General features: G+C 58.2%; 11 protein-coding genes. 9 read left to right on the top strand and 2 right to left on the bottom strand.

Annotation, left to right across the window (positions count from 1 at the left end; genetic code table 11):
* The first annotated feature begins 132 nt into the window (after positions 1-132).
* The 8 genes from ccmI to HKD40_RS05290 all read left to right on the top strand — a co-directional run bounded on the left by ccmI (position 133) and on the right by HKD40_RS05290 (position 10,878).
* On the top strand, positions 133-1,209 hold the full coding sequence (ccmI, locus tag HKD40_RS05255; protein WP_169194681.1) for a c-type cytochrome biogenesis protein CcmI: 1,077 nt from the start codon (positions 133-135) through the stop codon (positions 1,207-1,209).
* The gene (gene ccmE / locus HKD40_RS05260) at positions 1,206-1,679 is read left to right on the top strand and encodes a cytochrome c maturation protein CcmE (RefSeq protein ID WP_248305915.1); all 474 of its coding nucleotides are present in this window, start codon (positions 1,206-1,208) and stop codon (positions 1,677-1,679) included. Before ccmI ends, ccmE begins: the two co-directional genes overlap by 4 nt.
* Positions 1,676-3,649: a heme lyase CcmF/NrfE family subunit gene (locus tag HKD40_RS05265; RefSeq protein ID WP_169194682.1), complete on the top strand. Its 1,974-nt coding sequence runs from the start codon at positions 1,676-1,678 to the stop codon at positions 3,647-3,649. The genes ccmE and HKD40_RS05265 overlap by 4 nt, the downstream gene beginning before the upstream one ends.
* Positions 3,646-4,101, top strand: coding sequence for a cytochrome c-type biogenesis protein (locus HKD40_RS05270; RefSeq protein ID WP_169194683.1), 456 nt, complete (start codon positions 3,646-3,648; stop codon positions 4,099-4,101). Before HKD40_RS05265 ends, HKD40_RS05270 begins: the two co-directional genes overlap by 4 nt.
* Before the next feature lie 131 nt (positions 4,102-4,232).
* Positions 4,233-5,768 carry a Do family serine endopeptidase gene (locus HKD40_RS05275; protein WP_169194684.1) on the top strand — a complete coding sequence of 512 codons (1,536 nt, stop codon included), beginning with the start codon at positions 4,233-4,235 and terminating at the stop codon, positions 5,766-5,768.
* A 58-nt stretch (positions 5,769-5,826) separates the two neighbouring features.
* Positions 5,827-6,498, top strand: coding sequence for a response regulator transcription factor (locus HKD40_RS05280; protein WP_169194685.1), 672 nt, complete (start codon positions 5,827-5,829; stop codon positions 6,496-6,498).
* Between the two features lie 4 nt (positions 6,499-6,502).
* Positions 6,503-7,918, top strand: coding sequence for an ATP-binding protein (locus tag HKD40_RS05285; RefSeq protein WP_169194686.1), 1,416 nt, complete (start codon positions 6,503-6,505; stop codon positions 7,916-7,918).
* An 89-nt stretch (positions 7,919-8,007) separates the two neighbouring features.
* Positions 8,008-10,878, top strand: coding sequence for a bifunctional [glutamine synthetase] adenylyltransferase/[glutamine synthetase]-adenylyl-L-tyrosine phosphorylase (locus HKD40_RS05290; RefSeq protein WP_169194687.1), 2,871 nt, complete (start codon positions 8,008-8,010; stop codon positions 10,876-10,878).
* Here HKD40_RS05290 and HKD40_RS05295 read toward each other — a convergent pair whose 3' ends face one another.
* Positions 10,879-12,411, bottom strand: a complete 1,533-nt coding sequence (locus HKD40_RS05295) for a PAS domain-containing sensor histidine kinase (protein WP_169194688.1) — start codon at positions 12,409-12,411, stop codon at positions 10,879-10,881.
* Positions 12,412-12,694: 283 nt separating this feature from the next.
* Positions 12,695-15,331: an aminopeptidase N gene (gene pepN / locus HKD40_RS05300; protein WP_169194689.1), complete on the bottom strand. Its 2,637-nt coding sequence runs from the start codon at positions 15,329-15,331 to the stop codon at positions 12,695-12,697.
* Positions 15,332-15,616: 285 nt separating this feature from the next.
* Between pepN and HKD40_RS05305 the strand changes: the two genes are divergently transcribed.
* The gene (locus HKD40_RS05305) at positions 15,617-17,449 is read left to right on the top strand and encodes an ABC transporter ATP-binding protein (protein WP_169194690.1); all 1,833 of its coding nucleotides are present in this window, start codon (positions 15,617-15,619) and stop codon (positions 17,447-17,449) included.
* Positions 17,450-17,732 lie beyond the last annotated feature (283 nt).

A 17,732-nucleotide genomic window follows, 5' to 3' on the forward strand; every position in this document is an offset into this window, starting at 1 on the left:
ATTGCTGCCATGGCCTGACCATCCTGTGGCAAAGCGTCCCCATTTTTGAGCAGGCAACGGGTGGCATTTCGCCATATTCGGACTATACATGCAAACCCATTGCCGACCGTGGCAGACGAGCGTTTAGGCCCCATGATTTTCTGGTTTATTGCCATCGCCATTACAGCCGCAGCCTGCGTTGCTTTAGTCTATGCGGGCGCTGGGAGAATGGTCAATTCATCAACAGCGCAAATGCCAGAGCAGACGGATCAATTCCGCGCATTGCTAGAGGGCATTGATGCTGACCTCGCGAGCGGCAAGCTCGACGAAGAGCAGGCGCGCGCAGCGAAGGGCGAACTGGCTCGGGAAATGCTCAGGGCACGCAAAGATGCTCGCCCTAAGTCGAGTGTCGAACTGGGTCGTGCACCAGTTATCGCCGGCTCTGTTGCGGTTGCTGCGATCGCATTTGGTATCTATGGCTTCCTCGGTAGTCCCGACTTGCCAGCAAACCCACTTGCTGAGCGGCAGGACGTTGCTGCGCAGTCGATCGATCTCGATGCTGCAATCGCGAGCATCGAAGAACGCCTGAAGCAAACACCGGACGATGTGCGCGGTTGGGCCGTCATTGGCCCTGCGTATATGCAGTTGGGTCGGTTTGATGATGCCGCCAATGCTTTCCGTACGCTGATGGATCTGAGCGGCGAAACGCCTGAGCTCCTGACCGCCTTCGCCGAAGCGCGCTTGTCTGAACCGACGGGAGCAGGCGCGGAAGACGCAATTGCTGCTCTGCAAAAGGCCGCTGAAGATCCAACACATGCGCGCTCGCGTCTTTATCTGGCGGCTGAAGCGATGCGTGTTGAAGATTACCGCGAAGCTGAGCGCTTGTGGAGCGCCGCGATTGCTTTGGCTGAAGGCACGGAGCCGTGGCTCGCCGCCGCTCGTCAGGGCCTAGTCGTCGCGCAGAATGACGGCGTCGATAATACGCTCGAGCAGCAAAATGAAATGATCGCCGCAATGGTCGGTGGCCTGTCTGAACGCCTCTATGCGTCCGGCGGCACGATCGAAGAATGGCAACAACTGGTTCAGTCCTACATTGTGCTAGACGATTTGGATAATGCGCAGCGCGCTTTTGATGCTGCCGTTGTTGCCTATCCGCTGACCTTTGATCGCGGTGAACTTGACTCTCTGGCGCTCGGCGCCGGTCTTAAATTGAATGGAGGCACGCGATGACCATGCAGGCTCCCGCCCGTCGCAAGGGCATGACCCGTAAGCAGAAGCGTATTGCTGTTATTGCTGGCCTGGCTGTTGTCTTGGCTTTGGCGACCACTTTGGTTTTGACCGCGCTGCGCGACCAGATCGTGTTCTTCTATACGCCTGCTGACATCTCAACCAAGGAAGTGGCTGTTGGCCAGCCAATCCGCCTTGGCGGAATGGTGCAGGACAAGAGCTGGGTTCGCTCCGGTCAGGACAATATTTTTATTATCGAAGATGGTGCCGATCAGATCACGGCTAAGTTCGTTGGCATTCTGCCCGACCTCTTCCGCGATGGTCAGGGTGTTGTCGCAGAAGGCAGCATCCAGCCGGACGGCAGCTTCCTTGCGACCAACGTCCTCGCCAAGCATGATGAGAATTATGTTCCGCGTGAAGTCGTTGAAGCCCTCAAAGAAAAGGGCGAGTGGTACCCAGAGGCGGCCGAATGAACATCGAATTAGGTCACTTCGCGCTTATTCTTGCCTTTGCTCTGGCCTGCGTTAGTGCCGTTGGTGGCCTGACCCTGTGGCGACGCGGCGATCGCCTCGCCGCCGTTCTGAGCCAAGCGGCGATTTTCCAGCTGGTGCTGGTCGCTGTAGCATTTGCCACAATCGTTCAGGCGTTCATGGAGTCGGACTTTAGTCTGGCGCTCGCGGCGAACAACTCGCATTCCCTCAAACCGCTGATTTACAAAATCTCTGGCGTTTGGGGCAATCACGAAGGCTCCATGGTTCTCTGGGTCCTGATCCTTGTGCTCTTTGGTGCGATGATCGCCGCGTTTGGCCGCAATTTACCGAGCGATTTGAAGAACTTGGTGCTCGGCTCCCAGAGCCTGATGACCGCTGCCTTCGCCGGTTTTACGATTTTCACCTCAAACCCATTTGAGCGCCTGAACCCGGCTCCTCTCGAAGGGGCAGGGCTCAACCCTGTGCTGCAAGACATCGGTTTGGCTATTCACCCGCCGCTGCTGTATCTGGGCTATGTGGGCTTTTCGATCTGCTTCAGCTTCGCCATCGCGGCCCTGATTTCGGGTCGTATTGACCAGGCTTGGGCGCGCTGGGTGCGTCCGTGGACCATGCTGAGCTGGACCTTCCTGACCCTCGGCATCGCCATGGGCTCATACTGGGCCTATTACGAGTTGGGTTGGGGTGGCTGGTGGTTCTGGGACCCGGTTGAAAACACAAGCTTTATGCCATGGCTCTCGGGTACAGCATTGCTGCACTCGGCGCTGGTTATGGAGAAGCGTAACGCGCTCAAGATATGGACAATTCTTCTGTCCATCATCACCTTCTCGCTGTCGCTCCTCGGTACATTCCTCGTCCGCTCCGGTATTCTAACCTCGGTTCATACCTTCGCGTCCGACCCGACCCGCGGCATGGTCATCCTTGCCATTCTGGCGGTGCTTATTGGCGCGGCATTTGTCTTGTTCGCAGTGCGCGCGCCAGCGTTGCGTCAGGGTGGCCTGTTCCACCCCATCAGCCGCGAAGGAGCGTTGATCCTCAACAATCTCTTCCTCGCGACCGCGACCGGCGCAATCCTGGTCGGTACACTCTACCCAATGCTGCTCGACGCTTTGGTCGGCACGACGATCTCCGTTGGTGCGCCGTTCTTTAACGTCAGCTTCGGCGCTCTGATGGTTCCGCTGCTTATCCTGCTGCCTTTCGGTCCTTTGTTGGCGTGGAAGCGTGCGGATATCGTGGCCGTGGCGCAGCGTTTGGCCGCTCTCGGTGGCTTGGCCCTATTCCTGACCATTCTCCTCTCAGCGCTGGGTGGTGTTTCGATTTCGCTGGTGCCGATTGGCTTGCTCTTGGGCTTCTGGGTCGTTTTCGGGTCCGTTGCTGAACTCATCGAGCGCAGCAAACTTGGCCGCATCCGTTTCTCGGATAGCCTACGCCGTCTGGCTGGGCTGCCGCGCAGCATTTGGTCGACCGCCATTGGCCACTTGGGCTTGGGCATCACCGTTCTCGGGATTGTCAGTGTTACCGCTTGGGAAAGCGAGTTGGTGACGACGCTTAATCCGGGCGAGCAGGCTCAGCTTGCTGGCTACACGATTACCTTCGATCAATTTGCCGAAGTGCCGGGGCCAAACTACATGGCCGATACTGGCTTCTTCACGGTGACCTCCACAAGCGGTGACGTTTCAAAGCTTGCTGCTGAGCGCCGGTATTACGTCGGTCAGGGCTCGCCAACCACCGAGGCTGCGATCAACTCCTATGGTTTCTCCCAGCTCTATGTGCAGCTCGGCGAGCCGCTGGATGATACCCATGTCATTCGCGTTTGGCACAAGCCTTACATCCTTCTGATCTGGATCGGATGTTTGGTCATGTCCTTCGCTGGCTTCCTCTCGTTGACTGATCGTCGTTTGCGCGTTGGCGCGCCTCAGACAGCGAAGAAGCCTGTCGCGGAGGCCGCAGCATGAAGCGGTTCATCTTACTCGTCACTATTCTCCTGTCGCTGACCAACACGGCCTATGCCGTGCGTCCGGACGAGATTTTGCCTGATCCTGTTCTCGAACAAAGGGCCCGCGATATTTCCGCGGGTCTGCGTTGCATGGTCTGTCAGAACCAATCTATCGACGACAGTGACGCGGATCTGGCGCGATCCTTGCGGGTTTTGGTGCGCGAGCGCCTTGTCGCAGGCGATAGCAACGAACAGGTCGAGCAATTTTTGGTCGATCGCTACGGCGAATTTGTGCTGCTCAACCCGCGTTTGAACATCAATACGATCCTGTTGTGGATCGCTGCGCCAGCGCTCTTAATCGTCGGCTTGATCAGCTTAATGTTTGCCCGCCGTAAACATTCTGGCACCAGCATCACCGAGCTGACCGCAGAGGAGCAGGCTGCCCTCGACGAACTCCGTAACGGGAAGTAGGACGCTTCCCGCCACATTCGCGCCGCCAACATTGCTAAAGCTTAATGTGCACGCAACTTCAAAGAAAGGCGTGCCGTTCCATATGTATCCCCATAAGCGAGTTTGAGCTTAACCCTAGGAGATACATTCTCATGCGTTCGACTGTTCTTTCGCGCACCCGTCGCTGGCTCGGCGCATCCGCACTAGCGATCATTGCTGGTGTGAGTGGCGTTACTGGCGCTTACGTTTTGACTGGCTCTGCGGCTAACGCGCAGTATCAGAATGCCGCTCAGATCGTGGTCCCTCAGGCTAACGTTCAGCAAGGTTTTGCTGATCTGGTTGAAGCCGTCCAACCTGCGGTTGTTTCCATTCTCGTTGAAGCCGAAGCGCCTGGCCGCCAAGTTGAGCGCCGTGGCCGCGACTTCAACTTCGAGTTCAATTTCCCTGACTTGCCAGAAAATCACCCCTTCCGTGATTTCTTTGATCAATTCGGTGGCCCACGTGGCGGCCAAGCACCAGACCGGGCGCCGCGCCCACGCCAGTTCATGGCTGCCGGCTCTGGCTTCATCATCTCCGCTGACGGCTATGTCGTCACCAACAATCACGTTGTGAGCGACGCGACCAAGGTCACCGTTATCACCGAAGACGGCACCGAAAAGGTAGCAACCGTTGTCGGTACTGACGAACGCACTGACCTGGCTGTTCTCAAGATCGAAGGCGAAGACCTGCCGTTCGTGACCTTTGAAGACACGGCAAGCCGTGTTGGTGATTGGGTCGTTGCCGTCGGCAATCCTTTTGGCCTCGGTGGCACCGTGACTGTTGGTGTTATCTCGGGCAAGGGTCGTGACATCGGCGGTTCGAGCTATGGCGATTTCCTGCAGATTGACGCTGCCGTGAACACCGGTAACTCGGGTGGTCCTGCGTTCAACGTCAATGGTGAAGTGGTTGGCGTGAACACTGCCATCTATTCGCCAAACGGCGGCAACGTCGGTATCGCATTTGCCATCCCGGCAAGCACCGTTAAGCAGATCGTCAATCAGCTGATTGATACTGGCTCGGTCACGCGCGGCTATCTCGGCGTTGCGATCCAGGACGTCACCAAGGACATCGCTGAGGGCGTAGGTCTCTCGACCGCGACCGGTGCGATCATTTCCAACCCAAGCGCTGACGGTCCTGCTGCGGCAGCCGGTATCAAAGCTGGTGACATTGTCCTCATGGTCGATGACGAAAAGATCGATGATGCCCTCGATCTGAGCCGTACCATTGCCAGCCACGCTCCAGACTCTACCGTGGAGCTGACACTGTGGCGCGATGGCGCTGAGACCAAGCTTTCAGTTAAGCTGGGCACTTTGACTGAAGAAGTCGCGAATGCGACGACCGACGAAGAAGCGCCAGCGCCGGAAGTGATTGAGCCAGAAGTCACCAAGACCCTCGGCATGGCTCTGGTGCCAAACGGCGACGGTTCGGGCGGTATGCTGGTGCAGAGCGTTGAAGACGGCTCGCAAGCTGCCGAACGCGGTCTGGCAACAGGCGACATCATTCTCCAGGTAGACAACCAAAGCGTTGCCAGCGCTGCGGACTTCGACAAGGCCATTGAAGGTGTTAAAGGCAAGGGCTTGAATACGGCTCTGATCATGGTCGACCGTAATGGCGCGACCCGTTTCATCGGCCTGCCGCTCGCCGAATAATTGATCCTGAGCCCCGGAGTACGCTCCGGGGCTTCTTCTGTCCGATGGGGTACTGGGCATGAAAATCCTGCTGATCGAAGATGACCGCGAGGCGGCCAGCTATCTCATCCAAGGCTTGGATGAAGCAGGGCATGTCACCCACCATGCTGCCGATGGCGAAACCGGCTATGCGATGGCCTCGGGCATGGACTACGACGTCCTGATTGTTGATCGTATGCTGCCGCGCCGCGATGGTCTGTCCATCATTGAAAGCCTGCGTGCCGAAGGCGATCAGACCCCCGTTCTTATTCTTTCCGCCCTTGGCGAAGTCGACGACCGCGTCACCGGCCTGAGGGCAGGGGGCGACGATTACCTGACCAAGCCTTATGCCTTCACCGAGTTGCTTGCGCGTGTCGAAGTGCTGGCGCGCCGCTCCAGCCCCTCCGAAGCTGCCACCAGCTATTCTGTGGGTGGGTTGTCGCTTGATCGTCTATCGCGAAAAGTCGAGCGCGATGGCGAAACCATCCTTCTTCAGCCCCGTGAGTTCCGCCTCCTCGAATATCTCATGAAGCATGCGGGCAAGGTTGTGACCCGCACGATGTTGCTCGAGAACGTCTGGGACTATCACTTTGATCCCCAGACCAATGTCATCGACGTCCATATGTCCCGGCTGCGCTCAAAGATCGACAAGGGCCATGCGTCCCCGCTGCTACATACCGTGCGTGGTGCTGGCTATATGATCCGGGACTAGAGCATTGCTGCGCAATTTCGCTCAGGTTTGGCGCACATCCACAGTTCGTCTGACGGCAACTTTCATTGCCATCTTCGGCGTTTTCGCCATTCTGCTCATTGGCTTCATCTCGTGGCAGTCGGCGCTCCAAATCCAGCGCGAACAAGCCAAACAGATTGACAGTGAAATCCGGCAGTTGCTCCAGATTGAAGCGTCTGACGGGTTGCGGACCTTGGCGCTGGCCGTCAACCAAATCTCCGCTCGACCGGGACCGGGGCTCTATTTCCTTGGTGATGTGAATGGCCAGTACATGCTGGGCAATGTCACCGAAATGCCGCCTGAGGTTTTGCAGGAGCCCGGAGTCTATAATTTTGATTATGAACGTGAAAACCCGCTCGATGAGATGAATGGTTCGCCGCAACGGCCCAAGTTCACGGGCGTAGCGATTGCGCGTTCTATTACGCTGCAGAGTGGCCTGCGCCTTGTGGTGGGCCGAGATGTTGGGCAGCAGCGCGGCTTTTCCGCCATCATCCTGCAGAGCTTCTTTGTTGGCGTGGTCGGCATTATTTTGTTCTCGATCATCGCTGGCGGTCTGACCGCGCGGCGCGTGCTGCGACGCATCGATACGATCCGCGAAACCTCCACCAAAATCATGTCCGGCAATTTGTCGGAGCGCGTGCCGGTCACGAGCCGCAATGATGAGTTTGACGGTCTGGCGACAAACCTCAACGCCATGATGGATCGTATCGAGCAATTGCTGCAGGGCCTCAAAGAGGTCACAGACAATGTCGCCCATGATCTCAAAACGCCGCTGACCCGCCTTCGCAGTCAGGCCGAGGCGGCGCTGCGCGACAACGCCAGCGAAGAGACGCGCGAACAGGCACTGGAGACGGTCATCGCGGAAAGCGATCGCCTCATCCGCACCTTCAATGCGCTATTGATGATCGCCCGCGCCGAGGCCGGCGCGCCATCCGGCACTCTCGTCGAGACCGATATCTCTGCCATCGTCGAAGATATGACCGAACTTTATGCCCCCGTCGCCGAGGACAGCGGCATTGAGGTCGTGGCCAATATTGAGCCCGGCATTACCATCAATGCCAGCCGCGAATTGATCGGGCAGGTGATGGTCAATCTTCTCGAAAATGCCGTCAAATATGCCAAGCCGGAAGATGGCAGTAATGGGCGTATTGACGTGTCTCTGGCCCGCCAGAATGGTTTTGTCCGCATTGCCGTGGGCGACAATGGCTCTGGTATTCCCGAGCAGGACCGCGAGCGCGTTCTTGAGCGTTTCGTGCGGCTCGAAACTAGCCGGTCTGAACCCGGCTCTGGTCTTGGCCTTGCGCTCGTTAATGCGGTCGCCCGATTGCATAACGGCCGGTTTAGCATTGAAGACAATGTGCCCGGCGTAAGGGCCGTTCTGGAGCTGCCGACAAACAGCTAACCGTCTGCGGCAAAACAATTCGCCGCTTGGCGCTATCAGTGTGACTTGTCGGCCATTTTTCGGCGCGCTATGCCTTAAGCATGTCAAATATGCTCTCTCCTCTTCCTGCCGTCGCTCACCCACAGTTCGATGCATTTCTTGCGGAGCTGGAGCATGGTGACGCCTCTGTTTTTTCCGCCAATGCCGTGGCTATTGGCCCCTTGCTCGAGCAAGCGCCCTATCTTCTCGATCTAGCGCGGAAAAACGCGTCGTGGTTGGCGACCGCTTTGTCGGGAGACGCTGACGCCAGTTTCGCCGCCTTGCTGGCAGATGTGGCAACTGCCGGCCAAACCTCTGACGAGAACGAGCTGATGGTTTCGCTGCGGCGCGCCAAGGGGCAAACCGCTCTGCTCGCCGCTGTTGCCGAGGTGGGCAAACTCTGGACGACGGCACGCTCCACCGAGGCGCTGTCCGACCTTGCTGACGCGGCGCTTGAGGCCGGTCTCGATTTTCTCATGCGACAGGCAGCGGAAAAGGGGCGGCTGACCATCCCCCTCGACGAGGCCTGCGCCGCCAATTCCGGTCTCGCTCTCTTCGCTCTGGGCAAGCATGGCGGTCGCGAGCTCAATTACTCCTCTGACATTGATATCGTTGCGTTTTTTGATCCGCACAAAGCCGTTTTGGCCGATCCGAGCGAAGCGACGAAACTCTATTCCCGCATGGTCCAAAAACTGGTCAGCATCATGCAAGATCAGCAGTTGGGCGGCTATGTCTTCCGCACAGACCTGCGCCTACGACCCGACCCCGGCTCGACCCCGGTCGCGCTTTCGGTCGATTCCGCCATGGCCTATTACGAAGTGCGTGGTCAGAATTGGGAGCGCGCCGCGTGGATCAAAGCGCGGCCTTGCGCTGGCGACAAACAGGTCGGCGACGCCTTTATCAAAGACCTCGCACCCTATATTTGGCGCAAGCACCTCGACTTCGCCACCATTGCCGACATTCAGGCGATGAAGCGCCAGATCAACGTTTCCAAAAAGGTCGGCGACATTCGTGTCGAAGGCCATAACGTCAAGCTCGGCCGCGGCGGCATTCGCGAGATCGAGTTTTTCGCTCAAACTCAGCAGCTCATCGCTGGTGGTCGCGACAAGTCGCTACGCGTGCGTCCGACCTCCTATGCTCTGGCCGCTTTGGCTGAGGCGAACTGGATCAGTCCGCGCACCGCCAAAGAGCTGACCGACACCTATTGGTATCTCCGTGCGATCGAAAATCGTCTGCAAATGCTGCGCGACGAGCAGACCCATATTATGCCGGACACACCAGAGGACGTCGCTGTCATCGGCCGCTTGATGGGCGAGCCCGATCTCAAGACGTTTGAAGCCAGCTATCGCGCTGCCCTAGAGCGTGTTGCCCGGTATTATGCTGAGCTGTTCACCGAGGGTGAAACCTTGGGTTCGGGCGAGGGCAATCTCGTCTTCACCGGCTCTGACGATGATCCGGGCACCCTCGAAACGCTCACCAATATGGGCTTTGCTGACGCCCACAAGGCCATCGAGACCGTCCGGAAGTGGCATTACGGGTCCTACGCTGCAACGCGCTCCTCCGTCTCCCGCGCCCATCTCACAGAGCTCCTTCCTTCTCTCCTTGTCACGCTCGGGCGTGCGGGCAATGCCGACGAAGCGTTGGCGCGGATGGATAACTTCCTGTCGCGCCTACCCGGCGGTGTGCAGCTCTTCGCCCTGCTGCGTAACCACGAGCAATTGCGCACACTGCTGGTTCAGTTCATGGCCTCTGCGCCCCGCATGGCGGAAGCGGTTATCCATCGTGCCCATGTCGTGGACGGGTTAATCGATCCCGCTTTCGCCAATGACGTGACCCATCGCGACGTTTTGGTCGGCAAGGTTGACGCGTTTCTGGCTGACGCGCGTTCCTATGAGGAGCTCATCGACCGCGCCCGCATTATCGGTCAGGAGCAGAAATTCCTCATTGCCGCTGGGCTCCTGTCCGGCACGGTCAGCGCCGCAGGGGCAGGGGAGCAGTTCACGGCCCTTGCTGAAACGCTCCTCCATCGCCTGTTTGAAAAGGTGCAGGACGAGTTCGCCGTGCGCCATGGCCGCATTCCGGGGGCAGATGTCGCCATCCTGGCCTTTGGCAAAATGGCCAGCCGCGAAATGACCTACGCATCAGATCTCGATTTCTTCCTGCTCTATGACGCGCCAGAAATCGAGAGTGATGGCGAGCGCCCCCTGTCGGCATCCCATTACTTTGCTCGCCTCACCCAGCGCTTGGTTTCGGCTGTGTCCGCGCCCACAAGCGAAGGCGTGCTTTACGAAGCCGATATGCGCCTGCGTCCTTCCGGCAATGCCGGGCCGCTTGCCTCGTCGCTGGCGGGCTTTAAGGCTTATCACAAGGGCAATGCTTGGACTTGGGAACATCTGGCGCTAAGCCGGGCGCGCGTCGTTTCCGCGTCAGGCGAACTCAAGAAGCGTCTCCACGCTGAAATGGATGAGATCATGGCGCGGCCGCGCGATGTTCAAAAAACCATCGACGATGTGGTGACCATGCGCGAGCTGATGGCCCGCGAGCGCAAGCCGCGTCACGCCTTCGACCTGAAACTCGCCAATGGCGGCCTGGTGGACCTCGAATTCATCGCGCAGTCGGCCCAGCTTGTCGCGTTCAACCAGATCGCCTTGCCGGGCGCACAAACAGGTCGAGTTCTCGCTCGTCTCGGCGAGATTGGCCTTGTCCCGGAGGGGGCACGTCTGGCTGAAATTTTGTCGGTCTATGCAACGATCCTGCAGGTGATGAGCTCTGCGCTCATGTCGCCCTTTCAAGAGGAAGCGTGGTCGCCAGCGTTTAAAGACCTCTTGGCGCAGCTCGTGCATTACCCAAGCTTTGCCATGCTGGCGACAGATATTGCTGACATGCAAGGAGAAGTCGCTGCCGCTGCCGCCGCTTGGTACGAGCGCGCTAACGCGCTCTAGCTAAGCGGCGAGTTGTGCCGCTGCCGCGTCGAGCGGCAGCGAGATCGCGACGGTCGTACCCAGCGATGGGCTCGAGTCGATCGCGATATGGCCGCCAGAGAGTTCGGCAATGGCGCGGGCGATTGAAATGCCCAAGCCTGGCCCGCTGGTGCGGGTGAAGGTGGCGTCGCCCATTGCAAAAGGCTGGCTGAGCGTTGAAAGCCGCTCTTCGCTCATGCCAATGCCGGTGTCGCTGATCTCGATGACAACGCCATCGTCGGCAGCAAACGTCGCCAATGTGATCTGCCCACCGGTCTTGGTGAAGCGAACAGCATTGTCCATGATATTGCCGAGCATACGGGTAAGACCCAGACGGTCGCCGCGCAGAACAGCGCCCGTATGCGGGCCAACGATAAAATGGATGCCCGCGCGCTGCGTCTGCGGCTTGAACCGCGCCACAACGGACTGCACAACTTCGTCGAGCAGCACCGGATCATGTCGCAGCGCCTTTTGCCCGCCCTCAAGCTCGGCCAGATCAAGAATAGCGGCGAAGGAGTTCAGCAGGATCTCGCCGGAATTCTTGATGGTGCGGGAATATTCGACGTAACGCTCGTCCCCGAGCGGTCCGGAAATCTGCATCTGCATCAAATCGGCAAAACCGATGATGTGATTGAGCGGAGTGCGAATGTCGTGGCTAAGATGGGCGAGGAAATTGGTCTTCGCCCGGCTCGCCGCTTCCGCCTTGAGCTTTTCCTCGTGATACTTGCGCGCCAGCAGGCGTTGCTCATGCCGGATGGTTTCCAACATGGCTTCGGTGCGCTTGCGTTCGGTAATGTCGCTGACAAGCGTCATAAACCCACCATCGTCGAGCGGACGTTCGTCAATCAGCAAGCAGGTACCATCGCCTCGGTAGAGTTCCAGCAGGCGGCCGTTGTCATCGTCACTGACGGTGTTCATATGCCCGCCATCAATTAACGCGTTGACGGCCTCTTTGTAGCGCAGCTGGCCCGAAGTGTGGTCGAGGTGGGCGCGATATTCGGCGTTGCAAACGATCATCTCGCCAGTGCCAGTCCAGCAGGCAAGTCCCATTGGAATTGCCGAGCATAGGCTCTCGTAGCTGCCCACGGGCGCTTCGATCTCAGAAACATCTTCGTCGCGGCGTCGGCGCGTTGCGAAAAAGCTCGCAAGCCCGGCAAGGCCAAGCGCAATCGCGCCGTGTCCGACAATCTCGGTAAGCACCGCGGTGTCCGGAGTTGCGGTCAGCGCATCGGGCGGCGGCGATGCTGTCATCATGCTTGCATTGGCGACGCTGGCGATAACATCGGGCGCTGGAGCAGCAAGCTCAGCGGCAACCAATGCGCCGATGGCATCAATGCCGTCAGCACCGTTGGTGAGGAGCGTATTTGCGTCATAGACGATGAAAAGAGCTGCAGCAGCAAAAGCGGTCAATGCAACCGAGCGATTGCCAAAGCGGGCAGTACGCTTATCCTTCGCTTTGAGTTGGCCAGCGCGGAATCCAAGCGCGCCGGCGCCGGATACCTCCGACGACCGCATAAAATTCTCCATCTACTGAAACGGGTTAAGCCCCAACAAGGTCAGCCCTTAACAAGGTATGAATCATGTACCCTGTGATTGTCCAGCCTCGTTTGAATGCAATTTTTGCGGCAGCGGAAAAACGAGAGTCGATTGAATCACTTAGCGGTGAAGAAAAATTGTTCTCCACAGATCGCCCCGCGGAACGTCTCGCGAACGCACGCTGCCAGTGTTGTACTAATTCAGGAATAATGAAGCGGCGCACCCGTGGGTGCGCCGCCAAATTCGGTGTTTTGTAAATATATTAGCCTGCGAGAATACGGTCGAGGATCTCGCTAACGTTTCGGCTGAGGTTCGGCTGAGCGCGCAGGCTTTCCAACGCAGAACGACCAAGGGCCTGTCGGCGGGCTTCCAAGTTTGGCAAAATCCGGAACCCGGTGAGAATGCGGCTGGCCACCTGCGGGTTGATCTTGTCCATTTCCGCAACGGTGTCCGTCACAACGCGGAATCCGCTGCCGTCGAGGCGCGTAAACTGCACTAGATTGCTCATTGCAAAGCTGGCGACCAGAGACCGCACACGGTTCGGATTGGTTTTTGGGAACTCTGGATCGGTCATAATGGCCTTGATCCGTTCCACCACACCATCGTCGCTCGACATCGCCGTGGCCATCAACCACTTGTCGAGAACCAGCGGGTCTGCCGTAAAGCGGGTCCGGAAATCCCCAAGGATCGCCTGTGCATCGGCAGTGTTATAGGCCGAAGCATAGCTCAACGCCGCATAGCGATCGGTCATATTGGCGGCGCTATCATATTGCGCCTTGGCCAAAGCTGCGCCGCGATCCGAACCACCCACCAGCAACACCAGCAGCTGATTGCGCAGCGACCGTCGACCAGCAGGTTTTGCATCGGGCGAATAGGGGGCATCAGACGCCAGCGCGTGATAGTGCTTTTCGAGCGTATCAGCGATTGGCGCGATGAGTTCGCGGAGCAGCGAGTTGCGCACGTCACGGACAACTTCGGGGTTCACCCCCTTACCGATGGCGCGGAGAATGCCACCCGTGCCCGGAATTTCCAGCGCTTGCGCCTTAAACGCATCGTCAAGATTGCCGTTTTCCAGCGTATCAACCAGCGCTGCACCAAGCTTGCTGATGGCGCTTTCTGTCCAAGCCTTGCCCGCGACCGCGTCGACCATCAGTTTCGTGGTGGCCGTTTGCACCGCATCCCAGCGGTTAAATGGGTCACTGTCGTGCTGCGCCAAGAACAACAAATCGTTCTGGCTGAGATTGCTCTCAACCTTCACTGGCGCCGAGAAGCCACGGAACAGCGACGGCACTGGCTTATTGGCAACGCCCGTAAACGTCAGTGTCATCTCACCCTTGTCGAGAACGATGAGATCGTCCTCAACCACCCCGCCAGAAACCGCGGTCCAAGTCATCTCGCTGCCATTCGGACCCAAAAGCCCGAAACGCACCGGAATAACGCGGTCCTGTTTGGTCGGCTGACCGGGCGTTGGCTCGATAGTCTGGCTCAGCGTCAGCGTATAAGTCTGGCTCGCGGCATCATAGCTATCGGAGACAGAAACCTTCGGCGTCCCTGCTTCATGATACCAGATGGCAAATTGGCTAAGGTCGCGCCCCGAGGCATCCTCAAACACCTTGAGGAAAGCTTCGATGGTCGTGGCTTCCCCATCATGCCGGTCGAAGTAAAGGTCCGAGGCCTTGCGGAAACCCTCTTCACCGAGCAGCGTCGCTAGCATCCGCACCACTTCCGCGCCCTTTTCGTAGACGGTGGTGGTGTAGAAGTTGTTGATCTCGCGGAAGCTATCCGGAAGCGGCGGATGCGCCAAAGGACCAGCATCTTCCGGGAATTGCGAGGCGCGTAAATTCTGCACATCATGGATGCGCTGCACCGGTCGGCTCCGCTCGTCGCTGGTGAATTCCTGATCGCGATAGACGGTAAAACCTTCCTTCAGACACAGCTGGAACCAGTCGCGGCAGGTGATGCGATTGCCGGTCCAATTGTGGAAGTATTCATGCGCAATCACCCGTTCAATGCCGTGGTAATTGCCATCTGTCGCGGTTTCCGGCTTCGCGAAAACGAGGCGATCGTTGAAGATATTGAGACCCTTGTTCTCCATCGCGCCGAAGTTGAAATCGGAAACGGCAACGATATTGAAAATGTCGAGGTCATACTCGCGACCAAAGCGCTTCTCATCCCAAACCATGGAGCGCTTGAGGCTGTCCATCGCGTAGTCGCATTCGCTTTCCTTGCCGTGCGCGCAGTAAATGCCGAGCTCGACCTTGCGACCGCTCATGGTGGTAAAGCTGTCGTGGATCGAACCAAGATCACCCGCGACAAGCGCGAACAAATACGCCGGCTTCGGGAACGGGTCCTGCCAGACGGCAAAATGCATATTGTCGCCCGCAATCCCCTTATCGATGAGGTTGCCGTTCGACAGCAAGACCGGCGCGACCGAGAGCGGCGCCGTGATCCGTACCTTGAACGGCGCGAGAATATCGGGGCGGTCGTAGTAATAGGTGATGCGGCGGAAGCCTTCGGGCTCGCATTGGGTGCACCAAGTGCCGCTGGAGCGATACAGACCCATTAGCTTTGTGTTCTCAGCGGGCTTGAGGCTCGTCTCAACTTCCAGCACGAAGCGGCGGTTTGGCGGCTCGACGACCGTCAGCTTATTCGGTTCCGCCAGATAGGCTGAAAGCGCCAAAGGCGCGCCATCGATAGCGATGGATTTCAGCACCAGCTCGTCGCCATCCAACACCAGCGAAGTGCCCGGTTCGGTGCCGTCGCGCGGTTCAATGGTGAGCTGCGAGCGGACGCGCGTATTCTCCTCGGTGATATAGAAATCGAGGTCTACTGACACGATCCGGTACGGGGTCGCTGCATAGTCCTTGAGATAAATCGTGTGATCACTATCGGTGCGCATGCAATGTCCAAAGACTTGAAGTTTCGGGTGACGTAGGGCGCGCAATCTGCGCTGCCGACTCCGCCTTAGAGTGTATCTTAAGCGGCACTCTAGCGTGTCGCCCAGTCGTCGGCGTCAAATAAGTCGGGAATAGGGTAAAGCATCACATCTTATCCTGACGTGCTAATCTGGAAGACACACGTCTGTTCTTGCTGTAATCCGCAGCCAAGAATTCGGCTCCATGCGCTCCAGAAGTTTTGAAAACTCTACGGCGCGACATGCGCCAGCCATTATACGAGAGTGAAGATGTTCCGTTGGTTTGAAAGCCGCATCGACGCCTATCCGCACAACGATCCCGTCGAACCGCCAAAAACCCTGTTGGGCTTTTGCCTGCATTACAGTCACGGTGCCAAAAAGTGGCTTGCTGCCATGACAGTGATGGGAGCCGGGGTGGCGATCCTTGAGATTTCCCTCTTCGGCTTCATGGGCTCCATCGTTGATTGGCTCGGCACTGCCGACCGCGCAACCTTCCTTGCAAACGAGGGCTGGAAGCTGGCCGGCATGGCCGTGCTTCTGCTCATCGTCATTCCTGTTTTGCAGTTCGCCGATACGCTGGTGATCCACCAGACCCTGCTCGGCAACTTCCCTCAGCGTATCCGCTGGATGGCGCACCGCTATCTCATTCGCCAGTCGATGAGCTATTTCCAGGACGAGTTCGCGGGTCGCATCGGCGCAAAGCTGATGCAGACCTCGCTGGCCGTGCGCGAAGTGGTGATGAAGGTCCTCGACGTCACTGTTTATGTGGCCGTCTACTTCACCGGCGCAATCGTCTTGGCGTTTGTGAGCGACCCTTGGCTCGCGGTGCCCTTCATCGTTTGGCTGGTGCTCTACATTCTGCTGTTGCGCCACTTCATTCCGCGCCTCGGTAAGGTGTCCGAGCTACAGGCAGACGCGCGCTCGGTCATGACCGGTCGTATCGTCGATAGCTACACCAACATCGCTACCGTAAAACTCTTCTCGCACTCCAAGCGCGAAGAGAGCTATGCCCGCGAAAGCATGGATGGTTTTCTCGATACCGTCCATTCTCAGATGCGCCTCGTCACTCTGCTCACCACCACCATTACGGTGATGAACTGCGTGTTGTTGTTCTCGGTCTTTGCCGTCGGCATTGGCCAGTGGCTCAACGGCAATATGACCCCCGGTGCCATTGCCGTTGCCGCTGCGTTGGTTCTGCGTTTCCAGGGCATGAGCCAGTGGATCATGTGGGAAATGTCAGCACTGTTCGAAAACATCGGCGTGGTGCGCGATGGCATTTCCTCCATTTCGCTACCACGTGTGGTTGCTGACAAGCCGAGCGCAAAGCCTATTGGCCGCGTCACCGGCGACATCAAATTTGAAAACGTTTCCTTCCACTACGGCAAGGATAAGGGCGTTATCGAAGGTCTCGATCTGCATATTCAGCCGGGTGAAAAAATCGGCCTCGTCGGCCGCTCCGGCGCGGGCAAATCGACCATCGTCAACCTGCTCTTGCGCTTCTATGACCGTCAATCGGGCCGCATCCTTATCGACGGGCAGGATATTGCTGAAATCACGCAGGATAGCCTACGCGCCAATATCGGCGTTGTGACCCAAGACACTTCGCTGCTGCATCGCTCCGTACGCGATAACATTCTCTATGGTCGCCCCGATGCGTCCGAAGAGATGATGCGCGCCGCAGCCGAAAAGGCGGAGGCCATCGGCTTCATTCCCGGCCTGACCGACGCGAAGGGGCGCACGGGTTTTGACGCTCATGTGGGCGAGCGCGGGGTAAAGCTCTCTGGTGGGCAACGTCAGCGCATCGCCATAGCCCGCGTGCTCCTCAAGAATGCGCCGATCCTCGTTCTCGATGAAGCCACCTCCGCTCTCGACAGCGAAGTGGAAGCAGCAATTCAGGAACAGTTGGTCTCGCTGATGGACGGCAAAACCGTCATCGCCATCGCTCATCGTCTCTCGACCATCGCCATGATGGATCGGTTGATCGTGCTCGATAAAGGCCAGATCGTCGAGCAGGGCCCTCACAGCCAGCTCCTCTCCTCCGGCGGCATTTACTCCCAACTCTGGTCCCGCCAATCCGGCGGATTTTTGGACCCAGACGTCTAAATCTCTCTACACCTCTCCCCCACGGGGAGAGGTCGATCGCAGGTCGGGTGAGCGGGCCTTGCCAGCGCAAAGCCCACGCGCCTTTTTGCCCGGTGTCGTCACCGACCTTTCTTCTCCCTCCCCCTTGCGGGGAGGGCCGGGGTGGGGGAATTCTTGCCTCCCATTCTCCCTTGCGTTGGTTTCCCAACACCCACCAGCCGTCAACCTCGGGCTTGACCCGAGGAGGTTGCACTCACCGCCTACGCCAACTCTTGACTGTATCTCGTTTGAGATACACACTCTG

Source organism: Devosia sp. MC1541 (assembly GCF_012847305.1).
Lineage (GTDB): Bacteria > Pseudomonadota > Alphaproteobacteria > Rhizobiales > Devosiaceae > Devosia.

What these genes read in the sequence shown, in the direction of transcription:
- HKD40_RS05275 (WP_169194684.1), top strand. Translation starts at nt 4,233, where the DNA reads ATGCGTTCGACTGTTCTTTCGCGCACCCGTCGCTGGCTCGGCGCATCC.
- ccmE (WP_248305915.1), top strand. Translation starts at nt 1,206, where the DNA reads ATGACCATGCAGGCTCCCGCCCGTCGCAAGGGCATGACCCGTAAGCAG.
- HKD40_RS05290 (WP_169194687.1), top strand. Translation starts at nt 8,008, where the DNA reads ATGCTCTCTCCTCTTCCTGCCGTCGCTCACCCACAGTTCGATGCATTT.
- HKD40_RS05265 (WP_169194682.1), top strand. Translation starts at nt 1,676, where the DNA reads ATGAACATCGAATTAGGTCACTTCGCGCTTATTCTTGCCTTTGCTCTG.
- HKD40_RS05295 (WP_169194688.1), bottom strand. Translation starts at nt 12,411, where the DNA reads ATGCGGTCGTCGGAGGTATCCGGCGCCGGCGCGCTTGGATTCCGCGCT.
- HKD40_RS05305 (WP_169194690.1), top strand. Translation starts at nt 15,617, where the DNA reads ATGTTCCGTTGGTTTGAAAGCCGCATCGACGCCTATCCGCACAACGAT.
- HKD40_RS05270 (WP_169194683.1), top strand. Translation starts at nt 3,646, where the DNA reads ATGAAGCGGTTCATCTTACTCGTCACTATTCTCCTGTCGCTGACCAAC.
- ccmI (WP_169194681.1), top strand. Translation starts at nt 133, where the DNA reads ATGATTTTCTGGTTTATTGCCATCGCCATTACAGCCGCAGCCTGCGTT.
- pepN (WP_169194689.1), bottom strand. Translation starts at nt 15,331, where the DNA reads ATGCGCACCGATAGTGATCACACGATTTATCTCAAGGACTATGCAGCG.
- HKD40_RS05280 (WP_169194685.1), top strand. Translation starts at nt 5,827, where the DNA reads ATGAAAATCCTGCTGATCGAAGATGACCGCGAGGCGGCCAGCTATCTC.